The sequence below is a fragment of the Candidatus Bathyarchaeota archaeon genome (assembly GCA_023131225.1).
In the GTDB taxonomy this organism is placed as follows: Archaea; Thermoproteota; Bathyarchaeia; order Bathyarchaeales; family SOJC01; genus JAGLZW01.
Genome location: JAGLZW010000009.1, coordinates 80,518 through 96,489 on the forward strand (window position 1 = coordinate 80,518; position 15,972 = coordinate 96,489).

Genomic DNA, 15,972 nt, shown 5'->3' on the forward strand with positions numbered 1-15,972 from the left:
GCGTTCGCTAGCATAAAGAATTATCTTATTCTTAGTTCCTCAATTTCAGAGGCATCTGGAGCGGGAACAATGACTGATTTATCCATCTTTTCTCTACCAAACTTAACTAGCGCTTCTCCCAGTTTTATGTCAGAGTAACGTAGAGTCAAAGCTGCTGCTTTCCTTTCAGCCTTTCTTGTTTTCGGTCCTTGCAGCAAAGTGATGGGACTACCGCAGTCAGGAACTTCGAAGCAATAATCGTTCTTTCCTCTCATTCGCTCTAGTTGTTTATTTTCAGTTTCATTTCTTCCGACGATTATCTTGTTCTTTCCAAACCTGAAATGTCTCCCTATCTTCAACAGGTTAATGTCTTTAATCCCAACTTTTTTCTTGTGTTTAAATAAATCTCTGATTTTTGCTGCAAATTCCTTGTAGGTTAGTAAACAACCACCTGCGGGACATGGGTAATTTTTAATGCCGAACTCTTTAGTAAGTTTGATCTGTTTCTTTCTCGATCTACCGCTAATATCAAGCAGTTTTTCTCTATTAGCCCATCCTTTTTTTTCCGCTTCGGTTTCGGGTAGCAACTTCGCAGACAAAGGCCTCAAAATTTTTCCTTCTAAACCTGCTTCTTTTTCAATGACACTCAACGCTTTTCTGTGCTGGGACATAGGTCTTTCGTTAAGGACTTCTCCGGTGAAAAGGAACAAGGCACCGATTTCTTCGGCGTATTTTTTAGCTTTTTTGAACATGAATATTCTGCAGTCAATGCAGGGGTTCATGTTCTTTCCGTAACCATACTTGGGGTTCCTCAATATCTTAAGATAGTCTTCACCTACATTCATTATCTTAAGTGGTATTTCGAGTTGTTCTGCTATTCCAGCGGCGCCACATCCACTTTTTCCGCAAAGACAGAATGGGGAGATGAAGTTTACTGCCACAACATCTATTCCCTGCTCTTGGATTAGCTTCACTGCTAATATGCTGTCTAAACCGCCGGACAGCAACGCTAAGGCTTTCATACTGAACCTTCTAGGTCTTCATCCATTCCTATGGGTTCTGTAAACATATATGTAGTGTGTGAAGCCAAAACATTTAACTTTCATGTGTGTTGCCTAAAAATTGGCGAGGAAACAGCAATTGCAGACAACTTTCACACTGCGACCGTTTGAACCTGGAGACCTCGAAAAGGTCATTCAGATAAACCGTGTCTGCCTACCTGAGAACTATTCAACCTATTTCTTCATGGACATTTATGAGCGGTATCCAGCTACTTTCATTGTGGCTGAGCAGGGGCACAACATTGTAGGGTATATTATGTGTAGAATTGAAACAGGCTTTTTGAGTTTTGGCCTATTTAGCATTTCCAAGAAGGGTCATGTGGTTTCCGTTGCAGTGTTACCGGAATTTCAACGTAAAGGCGTAGGCATTGCTCTTACGAAGGAGGCGATGAAGAATATGCGTTTGTATAAAGCGAAGGAATGTTATTTGGAAGTGAGAGTTAGCAATGTCCCAGCAGCAAGTATGTACAAGAAGCTAGGGCTTCAAGTTGTCAGGACGGCGCGTAGGTACTACGCTGATGGAGAAAATGCTTATGTTATGGCGAAGAAGCTAAAGAAATGAAACGTTTGACTAATATTTCATAGATGTGTTTCGTGCTTCATTTAGAAAGAAGTCATTAAGCTCACAAACTTGAAAACACACGCTTTAGCATATATACTACTGCAATCAAGAAATCGTAACTAGCCAGAAATCTAATGGGGAAAGAATATGTCTTCCAAATGCACAGGAGTTCAACATAGAATGGTCGAGTTGAAAGCTAAAGCAGATGATTTAGCCATTGTCCGAGACAGCCTTGTTCAATATGGCGCTGAGCAAGTGGGTGTTTTTCATCAGATTGACACTTATTACAAGGTTCCGAAGGGTAGGTTGAAGTTGCGGGAGGTGGAGGGCGAAACTGGCGCTGAACTGATCTATTATGAACGAGAAAACGTTGCCGAGCCAAAGAGAAGTTCTGTTTTCATTCTTAAAATTCTTCAGCCTCAAATCTTTAAACAAATTCTTGAGCGAATCATAAAGGTTAAAGTTATGGTGGACAAAGTTAGAGAAATTTACGTTTATGAAGGTGTTCAGATTCATTTAGACACTGTCAAAGGCTTAGGTTCTTTCATAGAATTTGAATGCGTAACTTCCGAAGATTCAGAGCAACAGAAAAAAGACTTGCTCAAGTTGGAGAAACTCCGAGGACAGCTAAACATTGGCTCAAAACGTTTAGAAGGGCTTTCCTACAGCGACTTAATTTGATATCTCAACCATCGTTCTTCTCTTTCGTTCATCCAATTCACAAGCTGTAACATGCTCTTCGCAAAGCTCAGAACACCACCCAGAATAAATATAGAGAGAAAGAAGCGCAGGTCAACCATCAGGTCAACCTGCTCTATGGTGACATTAATTATGCCTGTATCTAGAATGCAAACAAAGTAAAACACAATCATCAAAGAATTTGCTATGCTAAAAACGTGTTGAATAATCGTGCCTTTAGCTAGTTCAATAAAGAATGTAAAGACTAGAAATAGCACAATCAAGGTTGTGAAGCCTGTTTGATAGCTATAAATGCCTTTAAGGGGAATAATTAACTTTGAAAAGATAGAGAAGAGAATGTAGCCAATCGCTACTTTAAGCAAAGCTTTAGAGAAGCGTGACAGAAAATCCCTCATCGTGAACTTATCGTCTTTTTCCTTTTTCACCTTATCCATGGTTTATCACCATAGGACCATATCTGAACATCTCCGTTTCAACGTAAATACGAATTTGCCCTCGTTCTGTCGCCATCGCCGCGTTAACTAGTGTTTCAATCTCACCATAGTACATGGCATTGGATGGGGCATCTACAGAAACCGCACTCTCCCCTAGTAGCTGATGTCTATCATTGAGTATCTCGATTCGAATAGCCCCACTTACGTTGAAGTAGAGCGAATGGTTTTCGAAGTTGATTGGCACATTTACTCTCAGATATGTGCTGTTGTACGTGTTGTATTCAGGCTCGCCAGCTGTAAAATTGAAAAGTGGTGCACCCCAAGGTATTGTCGTGTTAGCTTCGAATCCAAACGGTATCAAGTTGGCATAATTTAACTGGATTGAACCGGAAAGGGTGAAGTTCGAGTCGTTGAAGAGATAATGTTCTTGTATCATTATTTCGTTTAGGTTGAAGCTAATATTGTGAAAGATGGTTGCGCTGTTTTGAGGAGGAACTTGTTCTATGTAAGTGGTGGCTTCTGAAATTCGCTTATTTTCATAGTCTGTGATGAGTGTAGTGATGTTCAGTCCGGCAATATTGTAGTAGCCGTTGTTGTCAAAGATAATTGGCAATGTTATCGTGCAGTTTTCTTCTGTAGAATTCATAATTGGTTCGCCGAAGTCTACCCGAATTAAAGTGACAGAATAGACGCATGTGACAGCAAAAGCAAGGGCTATTATCCAGAAAAAACGTACAGCCCAACTAAGCGCCCGCAATGGCACGTTCATTTGGGCTTACTCTTCCTGCTGGTTTTCTGGTGGGATGAGCACTGCTTGGGATTCTTTTTGTGCGGGTTGTGGTGTAGATTGATACGTTTGGGCTTGTGGAGCCGGTTGCGGTTTAGGGGCTGGCGCTGGTTTTGGTTGCGGTTGTGGTGTTGCCATTAGGTGTGGCTTTAGTTGTTTTAGCGATTTGGGCTGTGGCTTAGCTTGAGTCGCTGCTGCGGGCACAGCAATAGGAACATGCTTGTGTATTACTAATGGAATTCCTCTTACAGTTAAGAGTGAACCTATCCATCCCATAATGCCTAGATACATTAGACGTATACATGCTTGAATGAGTGGAGCCAAAGCGTCACCAAACACTCTTGCCAAATCTCCAGAAGCAATTATGCTGAAAGGTTCCTGAAGAAAGAAAAAGGCGTTTATAAAAGTGAAAGCTAAGAGGGCTACACCAACAAAAAGAATGATTATGCCAGTGAGTTGAGGTTTATTGGCTATAATTATAGGCATGCTTACATTATCCCCTCTGTTACGATGTGGATATGACGATGATATTGTATTAAATCTTCTGTAGCAATAAACAATATTTCTTTAACTACTTCACAGTTTAGATTCAAATTAACTCTCAATCCCCAACCTTGAAGCCTATCAGAAGCTTATTTGGAAACGAACAAGATCTAGAAACTAAAAAAGCTACACACAAACTTTAATACACTATCCCCAAATTCTCAATGAAAAGATTCTGAACGAGCGATGGCCACTATGTCCAACGAAGAGAAAATGATCGTTACTCCATGGGAAGTAAAAGGCAAAATTGACTATGAAAAACTTATTCGCAAATTCGGCACGCACCCTATAACTGACAAACTACTAAGAAGAATCCAGAAACACACGGGAGAACTCCACCCGCAGCTACGACGAAAACTGTTCTTTTCCCACCGAGACCTAGACGTCGTATTAGACCTCTACGAGAAGGGCAAAAAGTTCGTTCTATACACTGGCAGAGGACCCTCAGGCCCCGTTCACATAGGCCATCTTGTCCCATGGATCTTTACTAAATATCTCCAAGACAAATTCAAAACAATGCTCTACTTTCAAATGACTGATGATGAAAAATTCGTTATTGAACAAGACCTTAAGCTTGGCGAAACAGCGGATTTTGCTTACGATAACGCGCTAGACCTCATTGCACTGGGGTTCAAACCGGAAAGCACGTGCATCATTTTCGACGTCAAAGACATAGCTCTTCTCTACGACATAGCCTTAGAAGTCGCCAAACGCGTTACCTACTCAACAGCAAAGGCAGTTTTCGGCTTCCAAGACAACACAAACATTGGATGGATTTTCTGGCCAGCAATCCAATCGGTTCCCTGTTTTATCCACGCTAAACTCACCGGCGAAAACGTGCCCTGCCTCATTCCAGCCGCCATTGACCAAGATCCGTACTGGCGCGTTACCCGAGACGTAGCACCCAAACTAGGCTACTACAAGCCAGCCCAAATCCACTGCCGCTTCGTACCTGGCCTCGGAAAAGGCGGAAAAATGAGTGCAAGAGAACCAGAAACATGCATATTCACAACTGACACTCCAAAAATAATCAAAAAGAAAATCTGGAATGCATTCACTGGAGGCAAACCCACCATTAAAGAACAGAGAAAGCTCGGCGGCGAACCCGACATCTGCACAATATACCAATACTTTCTCTATCTCTTCGAAGGGAACGACGAAAGGCTTGTCGAGTTGGCAAGAGAGTGTAGATCTGGAGAAACAATCTGTGGCGATTGTAAAACCCTACTGACGGAAAGAGTAACGAAATTCCTTATAGAACATCAAGAGAAAAGAGAAAAGGCCAAAGACATAATCGAGGAGTTTTTCATAAAACACTAATATGAGGTTTTTGTCTTGGAAACAAAGAAAGTCAAAGTCCCGCTTTCTGACGCCTACAAATTTTTGCACCCAATGCACACAGTGCTAGTAACCTGTATCGGTAAGGCTGGAAAAGCAAACATTATTACATTGGCATGGGTGATGCCAGCATCGATCAATCCACCTCTTGTAGCCATAAGCGTCAAGCCAACTCGCCATTCACACGGGCTTGTTAGAGAAGCACGAGAATTCGTTGTAAATATTCCAACCATGAAAATCGTGCAAGAAACATTGTTTTGCGGTAGACGAAGCGGAGAAAACTGTGATAAGTTCAAGGAAACAAAGCTGACACCATTACAGGCTAAGACCGTTGAACCCCCTATAATTGAAGAATGCATCGCTCATCTGGAATGCAAACTAGAGCAAACGTTTACAACAGGCGATCACACCATTTTTGTCGGCAGAGTAGTAGAAGCATATGTAAACGAAGATAGCTTCAAAAGGGAATTTGATATCAAAAAGGCAAAACTCATTTATCATCTTGGCAGAAACAAATTCGCGACGCTCTCACATGAAGTAATTAAGCCGTCTCTCTAGAATTATAACGAATATACTTCACCCAGGTCTAATACAATGACTTCAGGGCTTTCTTCACTAACCTTTTTTACAAACTCGTCAGCTGTCTTGGTGAGCACTGGAAAGGTTTAATAATGCATAGGAATCACGACTTTTGACTTAATCAAGCCCACTGCCTAGGCTGCTTCCTTGGAATTCATTGTGTAATATCCACCTATAGGAAGCAAAGCTACGTCAGGCGCGTAGAGTTCTTCCCTAAATCTCATAGCCCCAAAAAACCCTGTACCTACAGCATGGTAGATAGCTATCTCTTCTCTCTTAAAACAAAACCTGTAGGAACACCTCGGAGGGCCGTGTGGGAAGCTTGGGTCATTGTCATATCGATTCCCTTCACGTTTGCGGTACCTCTTATGTTGAATCCCATGGCTTCTGCAACTCCATTTTCCTTTTCGTAGCTGCATAATTCAGGTGTTCCAACAAACGATGCGTATGTCTGTTTGCAGATTTCAAAGGTACTTCCAACGTGGTCCATGTGATCATGAGTTACACAAGCAATGTTTGCTTCTTTAACATCCGAAGTTTTTATCGCCGCTTTGGGATTGCCATCAAGCCAAGGGTCCATGAAGACAATCTTTTCCGCCAGCTTTATTTCAAAGGTTGCGTGCCCCAACCATCTAATCTTTGCCATATCTAACGTCTCCCATTCCAAAGTCTTTTTACTTTCTTTGAATTTAAAGAGAATAGTGTGCTGATAAACTATGAGTCTCCCAGAAGACATTTTTGAAAAATATGAAGACGCTGGAAAGATTGCCAGAGAAGTACGAGAGAGAATGAGGCGTTTTGTGCGTGTGGGAATGCCTATAATTGAGGTTTGTGAAAGAGCGGAAGGATTAATCCGTGAAAAGGGTGGACAATTAGCTTTTCCATGTAACGTCTCTATCAATGAAGTTGCAGCCCACTATACATCACCACCCAACGATAAAAGTACAATTCCACCGAACTCACTTGTAAAAGTAGATATCGGTGCACACTTAGATGGCTACATTGCAGACACCGCGGTTACAATATGTTTCAATCCAGAACATGAAAACCTTATGCAAGCAGCCCAAGAGGGGCTAAAAGTTGCAGTCAAGACGATTTATGCTGGAATATCAACATCGAAATTAGGCTCAGCAATCCAAAAAACTATTAAAGCATATGGATGCAAACCTGTCTCAAATTTGACAGGACATCAAATTGGGCGCTATTTGATTCACACTGGGAAGTCTTTGCCAAATGTTTCACATATCATAGGCTCCAAAATAAGAGAAGGCGAAGTAGTAGCACTCGAACCCTTCGTAACCGTTGCTAACGCTGCTGGTAAAGTGAAAGATGGAGATGAAACAACAATTTTTAGGTTTGTGAAACGCAAATCATTGCAGAATACACACGCAAAACATCTGCTTAACTACATCGAAGCTAACTTCAAGACTTTACCATTTTCGGAACGCTGGTTGAATGGCGTTCTATCCCAAGAAAATTACGTAGCTGCATTTCATGAACTCCTCCGATCCAGATGTCTCATGTCTTATCCTATCTTCATTGAAGCCAGTGGAAAACCTGTAGCACAAGCGGAACACACAGTTTTGGTGGTGAAAAACGGATGTATAGTTTTGACTTAGGTGAAGATTTTCTCTTCTTTTCTTTTCTCTTTGACTTCACGGTATATTGCAGAAATCATCATAGTTCCCTCGCATTTTGTGCATGATCCAAGCTCCTTAAGTATATAGTCGCCTCGTTCGAAGTTTCTAACATTTTTGAACCCACATTTGGAACAAACTATCGTTGTAGTGATTGGTTGCGTTTTTAAAGTGAATCTCTGCATTCGTCTTTTAGTTTGAATCAACATGTAAGCAGATAGAGCCATTCCAATAAAGCCGATTAGCAAATAATACCCTGCAGTAGGATCATTACTTAGAAACAATTCGTATGCCTCGTATAATGCGGTTGAGGATAAGACGAGCGCAACAATAGTAACAATAAGTACAATTGAAGAAACTCTTCTTACAGCCTTTTCTGTTTCTCCATTCATTTTACTGCCCCACCCCAATGCTGTTTCCTATTCCAGCAATTATCACAGTGTCACCTTCCTTTGTTCTCTCTTTGATTACACGCTTAACTCGTTCAACTGCAACCTCGGTTGCGTCAAAAATTTCTTTTCTCATTGGTGACACTGCGTCACCGATGTCTTCTTTAATGATTACCGCGTTTATTGGAATTTTATATTTCAGAATGCTTTCTTCGATTTTATACTGTTCCGTTCCTGGTCCGCCAATAGCTGCTCCTACTCCTTCAGCTACATCTGCAAGCTTTTCGCCTTCAAGCTTCAAAGCGGCGTCTATCATGATTATTGTAGAGATTTTCCCATCATTCTCTTCAATAACTCTCTTTATTGCTTCTCCGGGCTTTCCCACATTACCGCCTGGACCTTCTGCCTTTATTACATATGCAGTTCGTCCTTCCAACGGAACTTTGGCTACAACGCAATCTTTTTCAATTTTCTTTTTTCTGTGTCCATGCATTAGTTTAGCTGCGACGAGAGCACCGGCGCCATCGCCAATGGGTTGACCGTATGAGAAAGCTTTGAGGGCGCTTGCGTAGGCTTCTGCTTCTCGCATAATCAATGGAAGTATCATTTGTATTTGCATAATGATGTAAAGGCTGAGTGTTTTCTTTCCTAAGATATAGAAGTGGCGTATAACTTTGTAGATTATATTTAACGCTGCAGCTGCTTCTAAGGTGTTTTCCAAATTGTTTACGTTGGTTTCATCTGCTGCTGGTGCCATTAATTTGACTTCGTCTTTGAAGCGGGTTTCTCGTACGTCAAGTATGTGTTCAAGTTTCCATACGATACCGGCTGGGTCCATGCTTTGGGGCTGAATTGTTATGTGTTCTAGGAATTGGTTAACTCGTTCTGTAGGGTCTACTTCGGGTTTTCCTATTTCTTTTATCGTTTTTATCGCGATCTTTCGTCCTTCGTCTCGTATGAATTTAAGGCGGAGCAAGGAACCTTCGATTTCTCTTATCATGATATACATTTGTATTCTTTGTCCGTAGAACATCATTACTACGAAGAGAAGCATGAAGATTATTTGGAATACCCAGCTTAGGCTATCTTGTCCTGGAAGGAATTGCGCTGGCAGCGTTTCTAGTTGTATCAATTCCGCCACAATTTCAGAAGACTATATTCACTAGGTTATAAGTCTTAGGTTTTCACAAGACGGTTGAAAGAGGGCTGCCAGCTTTTCTGGCTTCACATGGCCGAAGACCATACTAACACCTGAAACGGAGCGCGGTTTAACTTCCGAGTTCGGAATGGGATCGGGTGGGTCCCGCGCCCTTTGGCCGGCAACCTATATAGAGCGTGCTTTTTGGGTTTTTTAATCTTTCGCTCGTTGAATTATTTCGTGGGTTTTTTTGCGACGTTCAAAGGTTTTATGGAGTTTGTTTATAGTTTTCTTGTTTATGTAGCCTTTGTGTGGTCTGAAGCCTCCTGAGAATCCTTTGGGTATATGGAGTAATTCGTGGATTAGGACTTTTTCTCGGTCTGTTTGGCTGAGTTTGTCGTATCTTTCAGCGATTACTTCGATTAAATATCGTGGGTGTGTTTGAAGAGCTTTTTGCCAGAGTTTTTCTAGGCTGTGGATTCGGGCTATTGTGCGTTTTGATTCGGAGCCATTACTTCTGAAGCAATATACGTGTTGAGAGTTAATGTGGACGAATCTTAGTTCTGCTATTATTGTATTTATGAGCTGTTTTACATCAGGGGCTTCGTAGTATTTTATTCTCATGGGGTTTCTTTTTGTGGTTACATTAATAAAAAATGTTTTTAGCATTTTCATGCATATGGACAGTTGATGTATGATGGCTTACTATGTCTACATGCTTCTTTGCGAAGGCGGAAGCTATTATACCGGATATACTAAAGATGTAGAGTCTCGTTTTAAACAACACAAGAAGGGGATTGGTGCTAGGTATACTCGGATACACAAGCCTATGAAAGTTGTTTACGTTGAGAAGATTGGTTCGCGTAAGGAGGCAGTACGGAGGGAAAGAACAATTAAACTATTGAGCCATAAGAAGAAGCAAAGGCTTGTTGGGAGGTTGAATGTTTAGTGGAGTTACGTAAGGCATATATTTTCTGTTGTTGTGTTTGTGGTTGTGGTGGGGCTGTAGTCTAGCCAGGTATGACGACGGGCTCCAGAAGTATTTAAACGGGTTTGCGGACCGCTCGTGTGGGATGACGAATTTCTGGAGCGGTGAATGCTAGAGAAACCCGTAGGAACCATGCATTAACATGGTTTCGGGGAGAGGTCACCGGTTCAAATCCGGCCAGCCCCACCAAATCTTTGCGTGTACAGCTGGAGAACTAGGTTGTCTACTAGTTCTAAATGGTGGTTAATGAACGCTAAGCGTATTCGGGGTCTTGTGTTTAACGTCTTCATATTCTTCTGGATTTTCGAATTGGGTAGACTCAGCTGCCAAGTTGTTACAGCAATAAGCGCTATCTATAAAAGGCAAGCCTTCTAAACTATCACAAAAGCTTGGAGAACCATGACCGAAGAATCTAACAATAGTGCGTCAACCCTTCCAGAAAAACTCTTAATCGACAATCCATCTGATTTTCAATTTCACGCTGCCTATCTTGTCTACTCTGACATCTTTGAAAAAATATCAGATTCAGAAACCAGAAAACAGCTAAACCAGAACATCACGGCTCTCCAACAAAATCAAATAGATTATCCAATCTTTTACAGAAATATAAATCAATACCGAGAAGAAGCCAGTCCAAATCACCGCTTCAACAGAGCACGTATAAAGACGCAGAAAAAACGAGAATGGCGCCGAAAAACACAAAGACGAGAGAGAATTAAGCGACACAAAAAATAACCACCAAGTTTATTTTCCAGGCCCATATTACCCTTTTAACCTTTCATAGTAGCCTTGATGCAGGAATACTATAATGTACGCCGTTGAAACAAAAAATCTAACAAAGCAATATGGCAAAACATATGCCCTCAAAAACTTAGATTTCACCATCGATGAAAACGAAATCATGGTACTCCTCGGTCCCAACGGCTCAGGGAAAACAACCCTCCTTCTCATCCTCGCCACAGTTCTTAAACCAACATCTGGGCAAGCAAAAGTTATGGATCTAGATGTAACTAGTCAATCCACAAGCGTACGCAAAATTCTAGGCATAGCATTTCAAGAAGCAAGAGGTTTCTGGCGCCACAAACCCGCCGACATACTACGATTCCACGCAAGCGTTTGTGGTGTTCCAAAAGCAAGACGTGACAACTTAATAGAAAGCATCCTCAAAAACTTGGAACTTTGGGACGCCCGAAACAAACTCTTTATGCACCTATCAGGTGGACAAGCAAAACGGTTAGAAATCTCCAAAATCTTCGTTCAACGCCCAAAATTCGCCATACTAGACGAGCCGACCAGCCAAGTAGATCTGCGTGGAAAACGTAAAATCTGGGCACAAATCCTCAAACTACGAGAAGAAGGCTCAACAATACTCATTGCTACGAATGAGGTCCGCGAAGCTGAATACTTAGCTGACCGCGTAACCGTACTTGATGAGGGAAAATTCGTCGTATGCGACACTGTTAGACAACTGAAAGACAACATCATAGGCGGCGACATAGTTGAACTTGAAATCGACACCACAGATACCCAAATCATAGAACAATCCCTAAGCCAAATAGAAGGTACAGTAAAAATAACCAACTCAGGTGCAAACCGATTCAAAGCATATGTGTCAATGGCAGAGTCATGGGTGCCAAGAATGACAGACATATGCTACCAAAACAAAGCCCGCATCCTTTCTATTAGAATAACTGAACCATCTCTAGACGATGTTTTCCTCCACTTCACAGGAAGAGTCTTGAAAGAGGAGAGCAGATGAGGAACGTACTTCGCCTTGTCTGGTTCGATCTAAAACAGGAACTTAAGCCGCCTGTCTGGATTATCATGGAATGGGTTATCTTCCTTGTTCAAGTCAGCGTATATGGCGTAATGATTTCTCAACTCGTTACAGGTATAGACAACTATTTTCAATTCTACGCGGTTGGCTTGGTAATTATGATAACTTTTAATATGGCATCCCACACAGGACGTCACTTTGTTGAACACGCCCATGAAGGACGATTGCCCTACCTGCTTAGCCTCCCCATTTCACGGACAAAACTATTCATCAGTATTGCCTTGCAAGGCGGAGCAGAGCTTGCACTAATGCTTGCAGTCCCATTGACCGTCACGTTGCTAATCATCGGAAACCTCACATGGGTTTCTGCAGTTGCTTGCGTGTTAGCCCTGTTTTTTCTTGGCTTCGGTGTAGCAGGTTTGATGCTAAGCTTGTCTTTCATAGCTTTCAAGTCGTCTGACCTTTATACTGCAATCGTCACAGGCCTAAGCACTATAATAATTCGTTTTAGCACGGTGTTGTACCCTTTCATTTTTTTGCCTCCCCAGTACGCCTCAGTTGCACTGTTCAGCCCACTCACATACGGATCAGACTTGACTCGTCTTATCCTAGGATTTGATCCAAGTATTCTCATGAATCCCTATTATGCAGTGGCTGTACTGACAGCCCTATCGGTTAGCACATTAGGTTTAGGCTTGATTCTAATTCAGAGACTCGTAGAAGGAGTTAAGAGTGCATGAGTGAGATTCGCGTTGTTCTTGCTATAGCACGCAACGACTTCTCCTATTTCTTTCGAACAAAATGGCTCATGGCAGTGCTCCTAAGTCTTAATCTCTCTGACATGCTTGTCGTTGCACTTGTCTACAAGAGAATGATGACTTTCGACTACTTTGTATACTTTGTCCCTGCAGTTATAATTATGGGGCTTTTCGCTGCTTCCATGGACACAGGCAGACGAATTTGGCTGGCTCTTCGTGAAGGCGTAATCCAGTATGAACTGTCCCTTCCAATCAGCACTCACGGTCTAGTTATAGCCTATTTGCTCGCTGGAGGCACAGCTGCCCTAGTGTACGCAAGTTCTCTAATGGCAATTGCACTAATCGTTCTTCCGGCTCGTGCAATCTGGAGCGCCTTCATGTTGCTGCCTTTCCTTTTCATCTTGGCCATGGGACTCGCTGGCATCGCAGCTACACTTGCCGCAGTTGCGTCGACACATGGAGAATTCTTCTTTGCCTTCCAAAACATTGTGCAAGTCGCTCTCCTCACCCTAAGTACGGTGTACTACCCTATCGAAGTTATTCAAAATTACCTGCCGCCTGCGCTAATTATCGTTGTTGCTGCGAACCCATTAAGTTTGGCTGCCGAAGCCCTTCGCCAGTATACTTTTGCAGGTGCTCCTATTGAACTCGGCTTTCTAGCTAAAATTCTTCTTGCAAGCGTGCCTTTCGCCATTGTAGGTGCATTTGCTTACCTAGCTGCCCTTCGCAAATTCCAGGTTAAAGGAAAACTGTGAGTACCTTAGCCACGAATCAAAGAAAAATTCGACGTAAAATATGAGACACGTTTCAACATGAAATTGTGTTAACAAATGGTAGGCAACTATGAAGATCTTCCAATAAAATATTAATATCAACCCGCTGCTAAAGAAACAGGAAACTTATCTCAGCCCCCCAAAGGAGAATCGATGCAGATTTGAAGCCCTCAACACGAAGTTACATGTGTGTTTTGGTTAGCTGGATCTTACTTGTTTGCTACTCCGTTCTCCTTGCAAGTGCTGTAGAAAGCATTATTGACCTCTCGGGTGTTGTGCCGTCGGATGACAATATAAAGCATATAATAATTTTCCTTTATGGTCTTGCCATAGTGAGTTTCTTGGGAGGGTCACAAATCCCTGCGATTTTTCTAAAGAAAAGAAGCTTCATAGTTCAATTCGGTTTCAGCATAACGTTTGGCTTCATGCTTATACTGATAACTATCCTTAATGACACAACTCTCAATCCACTTCATGAAACAATCTTAAAGCCCTTCTTCTTGAACTATCCCGTGATTGCCGTAGAGTATTTGTCTATACCCTATTTTTTCATGATTTTCATCGATCTTTACTTAAGTGGACGCCTAAGTGCCTTCTCTTGGAGATACTTCAGCCAATTCCTTGGCGGAACGTTCTTACATCCACGACGCACATTCGACGAAGTCAGCTATAATCAATCAATTTTGTTTTCTTTGGTTTCAGTCGTCATAGTTTCCGTTACATGGATCATTCGGACGGTAGCATTTTCTCTAGCAGATTTTGTTCCTACACGTTGGCGTTTCGTTCCTTTTAGCATCGGCGAACCATTAGAACTTGTATCTAGGACAGTACTGATAATCCCTGCAGCACTGCTCCTCTGGTTGATAACGTCTGTTTTAGTGCATGTGGCAGCACGGCAACTCGGTGGAACAGGCAGCCACTCCAGAACAGCATCTTTGTTAGGCTTTGCTTTTCTACCTTCATTAATAACAATCGCCGTTGACTTGTTGGAGATCGGTCTTCAAATTGAAAATTCATTTTTGCTTTATGTGATCTTCTTGATCTTTGGCTTTGTTATTCCCTTAGTTTTATGGCCTCTAATACTCGTTATTTTCGCCATTCAAACATCAGAAAGGCTTTCATGGCGAAGTGCCAGTTTAGCTGCAATTATAGGGTTTTTGCCATTGTTCATTCTACTTACGCTGGCGTTTTTGTAGAGTGTGCCTGCATCGACATCAAAGCCTAGGAAGCACCAGAAATGCGCACGCGAAATTAAGCTCTAAATTAGATTCTGGAAGCCGGGGATGGGAATTGAACCCATATAGAGCAGCTCTGCAGGCTATGTATCCAATAGTTGATGCAAGAAACATTACTCTCAGAATTTCTAATTTGGAGAAGACAATTTCAGACTTTGCTGTTTATTTAAGCATTGATGAGAGACTTACTAAAAGAATGGTCAAGCAGTACCAATACATTGCCATACGATTTCTGAAGCATTCTAAGGGAATGGTTAGTAGAGATGCTGTTAGAGGTTATCTTAAAGGGTATCTTTCCATGAGTCCAAGTACTTACAACAATCAGATCAAAGGGTTGAAAGCTTTCATCATGAGATATCTGGGAAGACCTGAAATTGTTTTCGGGTTCAGGAAAGCTCCTATTCTAAATAACTATGAAGAAACTGTTCTGCCTTCCAAGGATCAGCTCAGACTTGGCTTTAGCACTTTGTCTGGCGATAGAGAGAAAGCGATCTTTATGTTTTACAAGGATAGTGGATTGAGATGTTCAGAGCTACTAGAGTTGGCAATAAGTGATGTAGATTCCTCTCTAAGGTCAATTAAGTCTCGACATAACACAAGAACAAAAAGAGCTGGAATAACATTCTACACCGTTGATACAGAAAAGTATCTTCAGAAGTACTTGGCAAGTAGGAAAGATGACAAGGAGAGGTTGTTCAGAATTGACAAGAATGTCTTCTATAGAATGTGGGTTGAAGTTAGCAGGAAAGCTGAAATCAAAATAACACCTCAAGTGCTAAGAAAATGGCAGTCCACTACTTTGGGAGAGAATGGTTGCCCAGATAGATATGTAGACATATTTCAGGGTAGAGCACCAAGAACAGTCTTAGGCAAATATTACACTGGAAGAGAACTACTTAGACTGAAGATGATTTATGAAAAATTCTCTGAAGGACTAAAACTACTAGCATAACCTTAACCACCACTTCCCTTTTTTCTATTAGATTGAGGTTTCTTCCACAAGTCATAAAAATGAAATAATTCCCTAGTCAAATTGCTTGGAGATTGAGAATGCCTAAGAATATGAGTAAATTAATGGACGTTATCTTCATTTGCTCCTCTGTTATTTTCAGTATTTCGGTGAGTGTTCTCTACATTGCATTTAAACTTGGTAACATGGTGCTCGGGCAGGTGTGTGGTGCTATTGTCCTTTCTCTGATAATTCCTTTCACCATCACATTGTTAGGATATATGAAGGAGAAGGCGGAAAAGAGGACGATAATGTCTCATGTGTTTATTCTCTTCTATCTCTTTCT

Annotated in this window: 21 protein-coding genes, 1 tRNA gene and 1 rRNA gene; 14 read left to right on the plus strand and 9 right to left on the minus strand. The window is 41.7% G+C overall.

Annotation, left to right across the window (positions count from 1 at the left end):
* Nucleotides 1-20 precede the first annotated feature (20 nt).
* Nucleotides 21-1,001 carry a hypothetical protein gene (locus tag KAU88_02930; protein ID MCK4477467.1) on the minus strand — a complete coding sequence of 327 codons (981 nt, stop codon included), beginning with the start codon at nucleotides 999-1,001 and terminating at the stop codon, nucleotides 21-23.
* 100 nt (nucleotides 1,002-1,101) lie between these two features.
* On the opposite strand from KAU88_02930, the gene rimI reads away from it, so the two are divergent.
* Nucleotides 1,102-1,602 (plus strand): ribosomal protein S18-alanine N-acetyltransferase, encoded by a 501-nt coding sequence (rimI, locus tag KAU88_02935; protein MCK4477468.1) that lies wholly within the window; start codon nucleotides 1,102-1,104, stop codon nucleotides 1,600-1,602.
* 147 nt (nucleotides 1,603-1,749) lie between these two features.
* Nucleotides 1,750-2,283, plus strand: coding sequence for a class IV adenylate cyclase (locus KAU88_02940; GenBank protein MCK4477469.1), 534 nt, complete (start codon nucleotides 1,750-1,752; stop codon nucleotides 2,281-2,283).
* Here the strand turns inward: KAU88_02940 and KAU88_02945 are convergent.
* Genes KAU88_02945 through KAU88_02955 form a run of 3 tightly spaced genes read right to left on the minus strand, consistent with a single transcriptional unit; the run spans nucleotide 2,265 to nucleotide 4,008 of the window.
* On the minus strand, nucleotides 2,265-2,735 hold the full coding sequence (locus tag KAU88_02945; GenBank protein MCK4477470.1) for a hypothetical protein: 471 nt from the start codon (nucleotides 2,733-2,735) through the stop codon (nucleotides 2,265-2,267). The genes KAU88_02940 and KAU88_02945 overlap by 19 nt on opposite strands.
* On the minus strand, nucleotides 2,728-3,504 hold the full coding sequence (locus KAU88_02950; protein MCK4477471.1) for a hypothetical protein: 777 nt from the start codon (nucleotides 3,502-3,504) through the stop codon (nucleotides 2,728-2,730). The genes KAU88_02945 and KAU88_02950 overlap by 8 nt, the downstream gene beginning before the upstream one ends.
* Before the next feature lie 6 nt (nucleotides 3,505-3,510).
* Entirely contained in the window at nucleotides 3,511-4,008 is a 498-nt protein-coding gene (locus KAU88_02955) for a hypothetical protein (GenBank protein ID MCK4477472.1), read from the minus strand.
* Nucleotides 4,009-4,260: 252 nt separating this feature from the next.
* On the opposite strand from KAU88_02955, the gene KAU88_02960 reads away from it, so the two are divergent.
* Both KAU88_02960 and KAU88_02965 read left to right on the plus strand, forming a co-directional pair.
* Entirely contained in the window at nucleotides 4,261-5,385 is a 1,125-nt protein-coding gene (locus KAU88_02960; GenBank protein ID MCK4477473.1) for a tryptophan--tRNA ligase, read from the plus strand.
* Nucleotides 5,386-5,400: 15 nt separating this feature from the next.
* The gene (locus KAU88_02965; GenBank protein ID MCK4477474.1) at nucleotides 5,401-5,961 is read left to right on the plus strand and encodes a flavin reductase family protein; all 561 of its coding nucleotides are present in this window, start codon (nucleotides 5,401-5,403) and stop codon (nucleotides 5,959-5,961) included.
* A 283-nt stretch (nucleotides 5,962-6,244) separates the two neighbouring features.
* On the opposite strand, the gene KAU88_02970 is transcribed toward KAU88_02965, so the two are convergent.
* Entirely contained in the window at nucleotides 6,245-6,628 is a 384-nt protein-coding gene (locus KAU88_02970; protein ID MCK4477475.1) for an MBL fold metallo-hydrolase, read from the minus strand.
* 70 nt (nucleotides 6,629-6,698) lie between these two features.
* On the opposite strand from KAU88_02970, the gene map reads away from it, so the two are divergent.
* Nucleotides 6,699-7,601: a type II methionyl aminopeptidase gene (gene map, locus KAU88_02975; protein ID MCK4477476.1), complete on the plus strand. Its 903-nt coding sequence runs from the start codon at nucleotides 6,699-6,701 to the stop codon at nucleotides 7,599-7,601.
* On the opposite strand, the gene KAU88_02980 is transcribed toward map, so the two are convergent.
* From KAU88_02980 to KAU88_02995, 4 genes are all read right to left on the minus strand, one after another.
* The gene (locus KAU88_02980) at nucleotides 7,598-8,011 is read right to left on the minus strand and encodes a hypothetical protein (protein MCK4477477.1); all 414 of its coding nucleotides are present in this window, start codon (nucleotides 8,009-8,011) and stop codon (nucleotides 7,598-7,600) included. The two genes, map and KAU88_02980, sit on opposite strands and share 4 nt — an antisense overlap.
* A gap of 1 nt (nucleotide 8,012) precedes the next feature.
* The gene (locus KAU88_02985; GenBank protein ID MCK4477478.1) at nucleotides 8,013-9,149 is read right to left on the minus strand and encodes a DUF1512 domain-containing protein; all 1,137 of its coding nucleotides are present in this window, start codon (nucleotides 9,147-9,149) and stop codon (nucleotides 8,013-8,015) included.
* Nucleotides 9,150-9,212: 63 nt separating this feature from the next.
* A 5S ribosomal RNA gene (rrf, locus tag KAU88_02990) occupies nucleotides 9,213-9,332 on the minus strand.
* A 27-nt stretch (nucleotides 9,333-9,359) separates the two neighbouring features.
* Nucleotides 9,360-9,770 carry a metallopeptidase gene (locus KAU88_02995; protein ID MCK4477479.1) on the minus strand — a complete coding sequence of 137 codons (411 nt, stop codon included), beginning with the start codon at nucleotides 9,768-9,770 and terminating at the stop codon, nucleotides 9,360-9,362.
* Nucleotides 9,771-9,840: 70 nt separating this feature from the next.
* Between KAU88_02995 and KAU88_03000 the strand changes: the two genes are divergently transcribed.
* The 9 genes from KAU88_03000 to KAU88_03040 all read left to right on the plus strand — a co-directional run.
* Complete coding sequence (locus KAU88_03000) at nucleotides 9,841-10,095, plus strand: GIY-YIG nuclease family protein (protein MCK4477480.1); 255 nt, start codon at nucleotides 9,841-9,843, stop codon at nucleotides 10,093-10,095.
* Nucleotides 10,096-10,145: 50 nt separating this feature from the next.
* Nucleotides 10,146-10,323 (plus strand) — tRNA-Trp (locus KAU88_03005).
* A gap of 210 nt (nucleotides 10,324-10,533) precedes the next feature.
* Nucleotides 10,534-10,869, plus strand: coding sequence for a hypothetical protein (locus KAU88_03010; protein ID MCK4477481.1), 336 nt, complete (start codon nucleotides 10,534-10,536; stop codon nucleotides 10,867-10,869).
* A gap of 73 nt (nucleotides 10,870-10,942) precedes the next feature.
* The gene (locus KAU88_03015) at nucleotides 10,943-11,893 is read left to right on the plus strand and encodes an ABC transporter ATP-binding protein (GenBank protein ID MCK4477482.1); all 951 of its coding nucleotides are present in this window, start codon (nucleotides 10,943-10,945) and stop codon (nucleotides 11,891-11,893) included.
* Nucleotides 11,890-12,651, plus strand: a complete 762-nt coding sequence (locus KAU88_03020) for a hypothetical protein (GenBank protein MCK4477483.1) — start codon at nucleotides 11,890-11,892, stop codon at nucleotides 12,649-12,651. Before KAU88_03015 ends, KAU88_03020 begins: the two co-directional genes overlap by 4 nt.
* The gene (locus KAU88_03025) at nucleotides 12,648-13,424 is read left to right on the plus strand and encodes a hypothetical protein (GenBank protein MCK4477484.1); all 777 of its coding nucleotides are present in this window, start codon (nucleotides 12,648-12,650) and stop codon (nucleotides 13,422-13,424) included. Before KAU88_03020 ends, KAU88_03025 begins: the two co-directional genes overlap by 4 nt.
* A 179-nt stretch (nucleotides 13,425-13,603) precedes the next feature.
* Nucleotides 13,604-14,638: a YIP1 family protein gene (locus KAU88_03030; GenBank protein ID MCK4477485.1), complete on the plus strand. Its 1,035-nt coding sequence runs from the start codon at nucleotides 13,604-13,606 to the stop codon at nucleotides 14,636-14,638.
* Nucleotides 14,639-14,732: 94 nt separating this feature from the next.
* On the plus strand, nucleotides 14,733-15,629 hold the full coding sequence (locus KAU88_03035) for a tyrosine-type recombinase/integrase (protein ID MCK4477486.1): 897 nt from the start codon (nucleotides 14,733-14,735) through the stop codon (nucleotides 15,627-15,629).
* A gap of 98 nt (nucleotides 15,630-15,727) precedes the next feature.
* Nucleotides 15,728-15,972 (plus strand): hypothetical protein (locus tag KAU88_03040; protein ID MCK4477487.1); only part of this gene is annotated, 245 nt, incomplete at its 3' end.

Coding starts and splice junctions, on each gene's coding strand:
- KAU88_02930 (MCK4477467.1), bottom strand. CDS start 1,001: ATGAAAGCCTTAGCGTTGCTGTCCGGCGGTTTAGACAGCATATTAGCA.
- KAU88_02940 (MCK4477469.1), top strand. CDS start 1,750: ATGTCTTCCAAATGCACAGGAGTTCAACATAGAATGGTCGAGTTGAAA.
- KAU88_02945 (MCK4477470.1), bottom strand. CDS start 2,735: ATGGATAAGGTGAAAAAGGAAAAAGACGATAAGTTCACGATGAGGGAT.
- KAU88_02950 (MCK4477471.1), bottom strand. CDS start 3,504: ATGAACGTGCCATTGCGGGCGCTTAGTTGGGCTGTACGTTTTTTCTGG.
- KAU88_02955 (MCK4477472.1), bottom strand. CDS start 4,008: ATGCCTATAATTATAGCCAATAAACCTCAACTCACTGGCATAATCATT.
- KAU88_02960 (MCK4477473.1), top strand. CDS start 4,261: ATGTCCAACGAAGAGAAAATGATCGTTACTCCATGGGAAGTAAAAGGC.
- KAU88_02970 (MCK4477475.1), bottom strand. CDS start 6,628: ATGGCAAAGATTAGATGGTTGGGGCACGCAACCTTTGAAATAAAGCTG.
- map (MCK4477476.1), top strand. CDS start 6,699: ATGAGTCTCCCAGAAGACATTTTTGAAAAATATGAAGACGCTGGAAAG.
- KAU88_02980 (MCK4477477.1), bottom strand. CDS start 8,011: ATGAATGGAGAAACAGAAAAGGCTGTAAGAAGAGTTTCTTCAATTGTA.
- KAU88_02995 (MCK4477479.1), bottom strand. CDS start 9,770: ATGAGAATAAAATACTACGAAGCCCCTGATGTAAAACAGCTCATAAAT.
- KAU88_03000 (MCK4477480.1), top strand. CDS start 9,841: ATGATGGCTTACTATGTCTACATGCTTCTTTGCGAAGGCGGAAGCTAT.
- KAU88_03010 (MCK4477481.1), top strand. CDS start 10,534: ATGACCGAAGAATCTAACAATAGTGCGTCAACCCTTCCAGAAAAACTC.
- KAU88_03015 (MCK4477482.1), top strand. CDS start 10,943: ATGTACGCCGTTGAAACAAAAAATCTAACAAAGCAATATGGCAAAACA.
- KAU88_03020 (MCK4477483.1), top strand. CDS start 11,890: ATGAGGAACGTACTTCGCCTTGTCTGGTTCGATCTAAAACAGGAACTT.
- KAU88_03025 (MCK4477484.1), top strand. CDS start 12,648: ATGAGTGAGATTCGCGTTGTTCTTGCTATAGCACGCAACGACTTCTCC.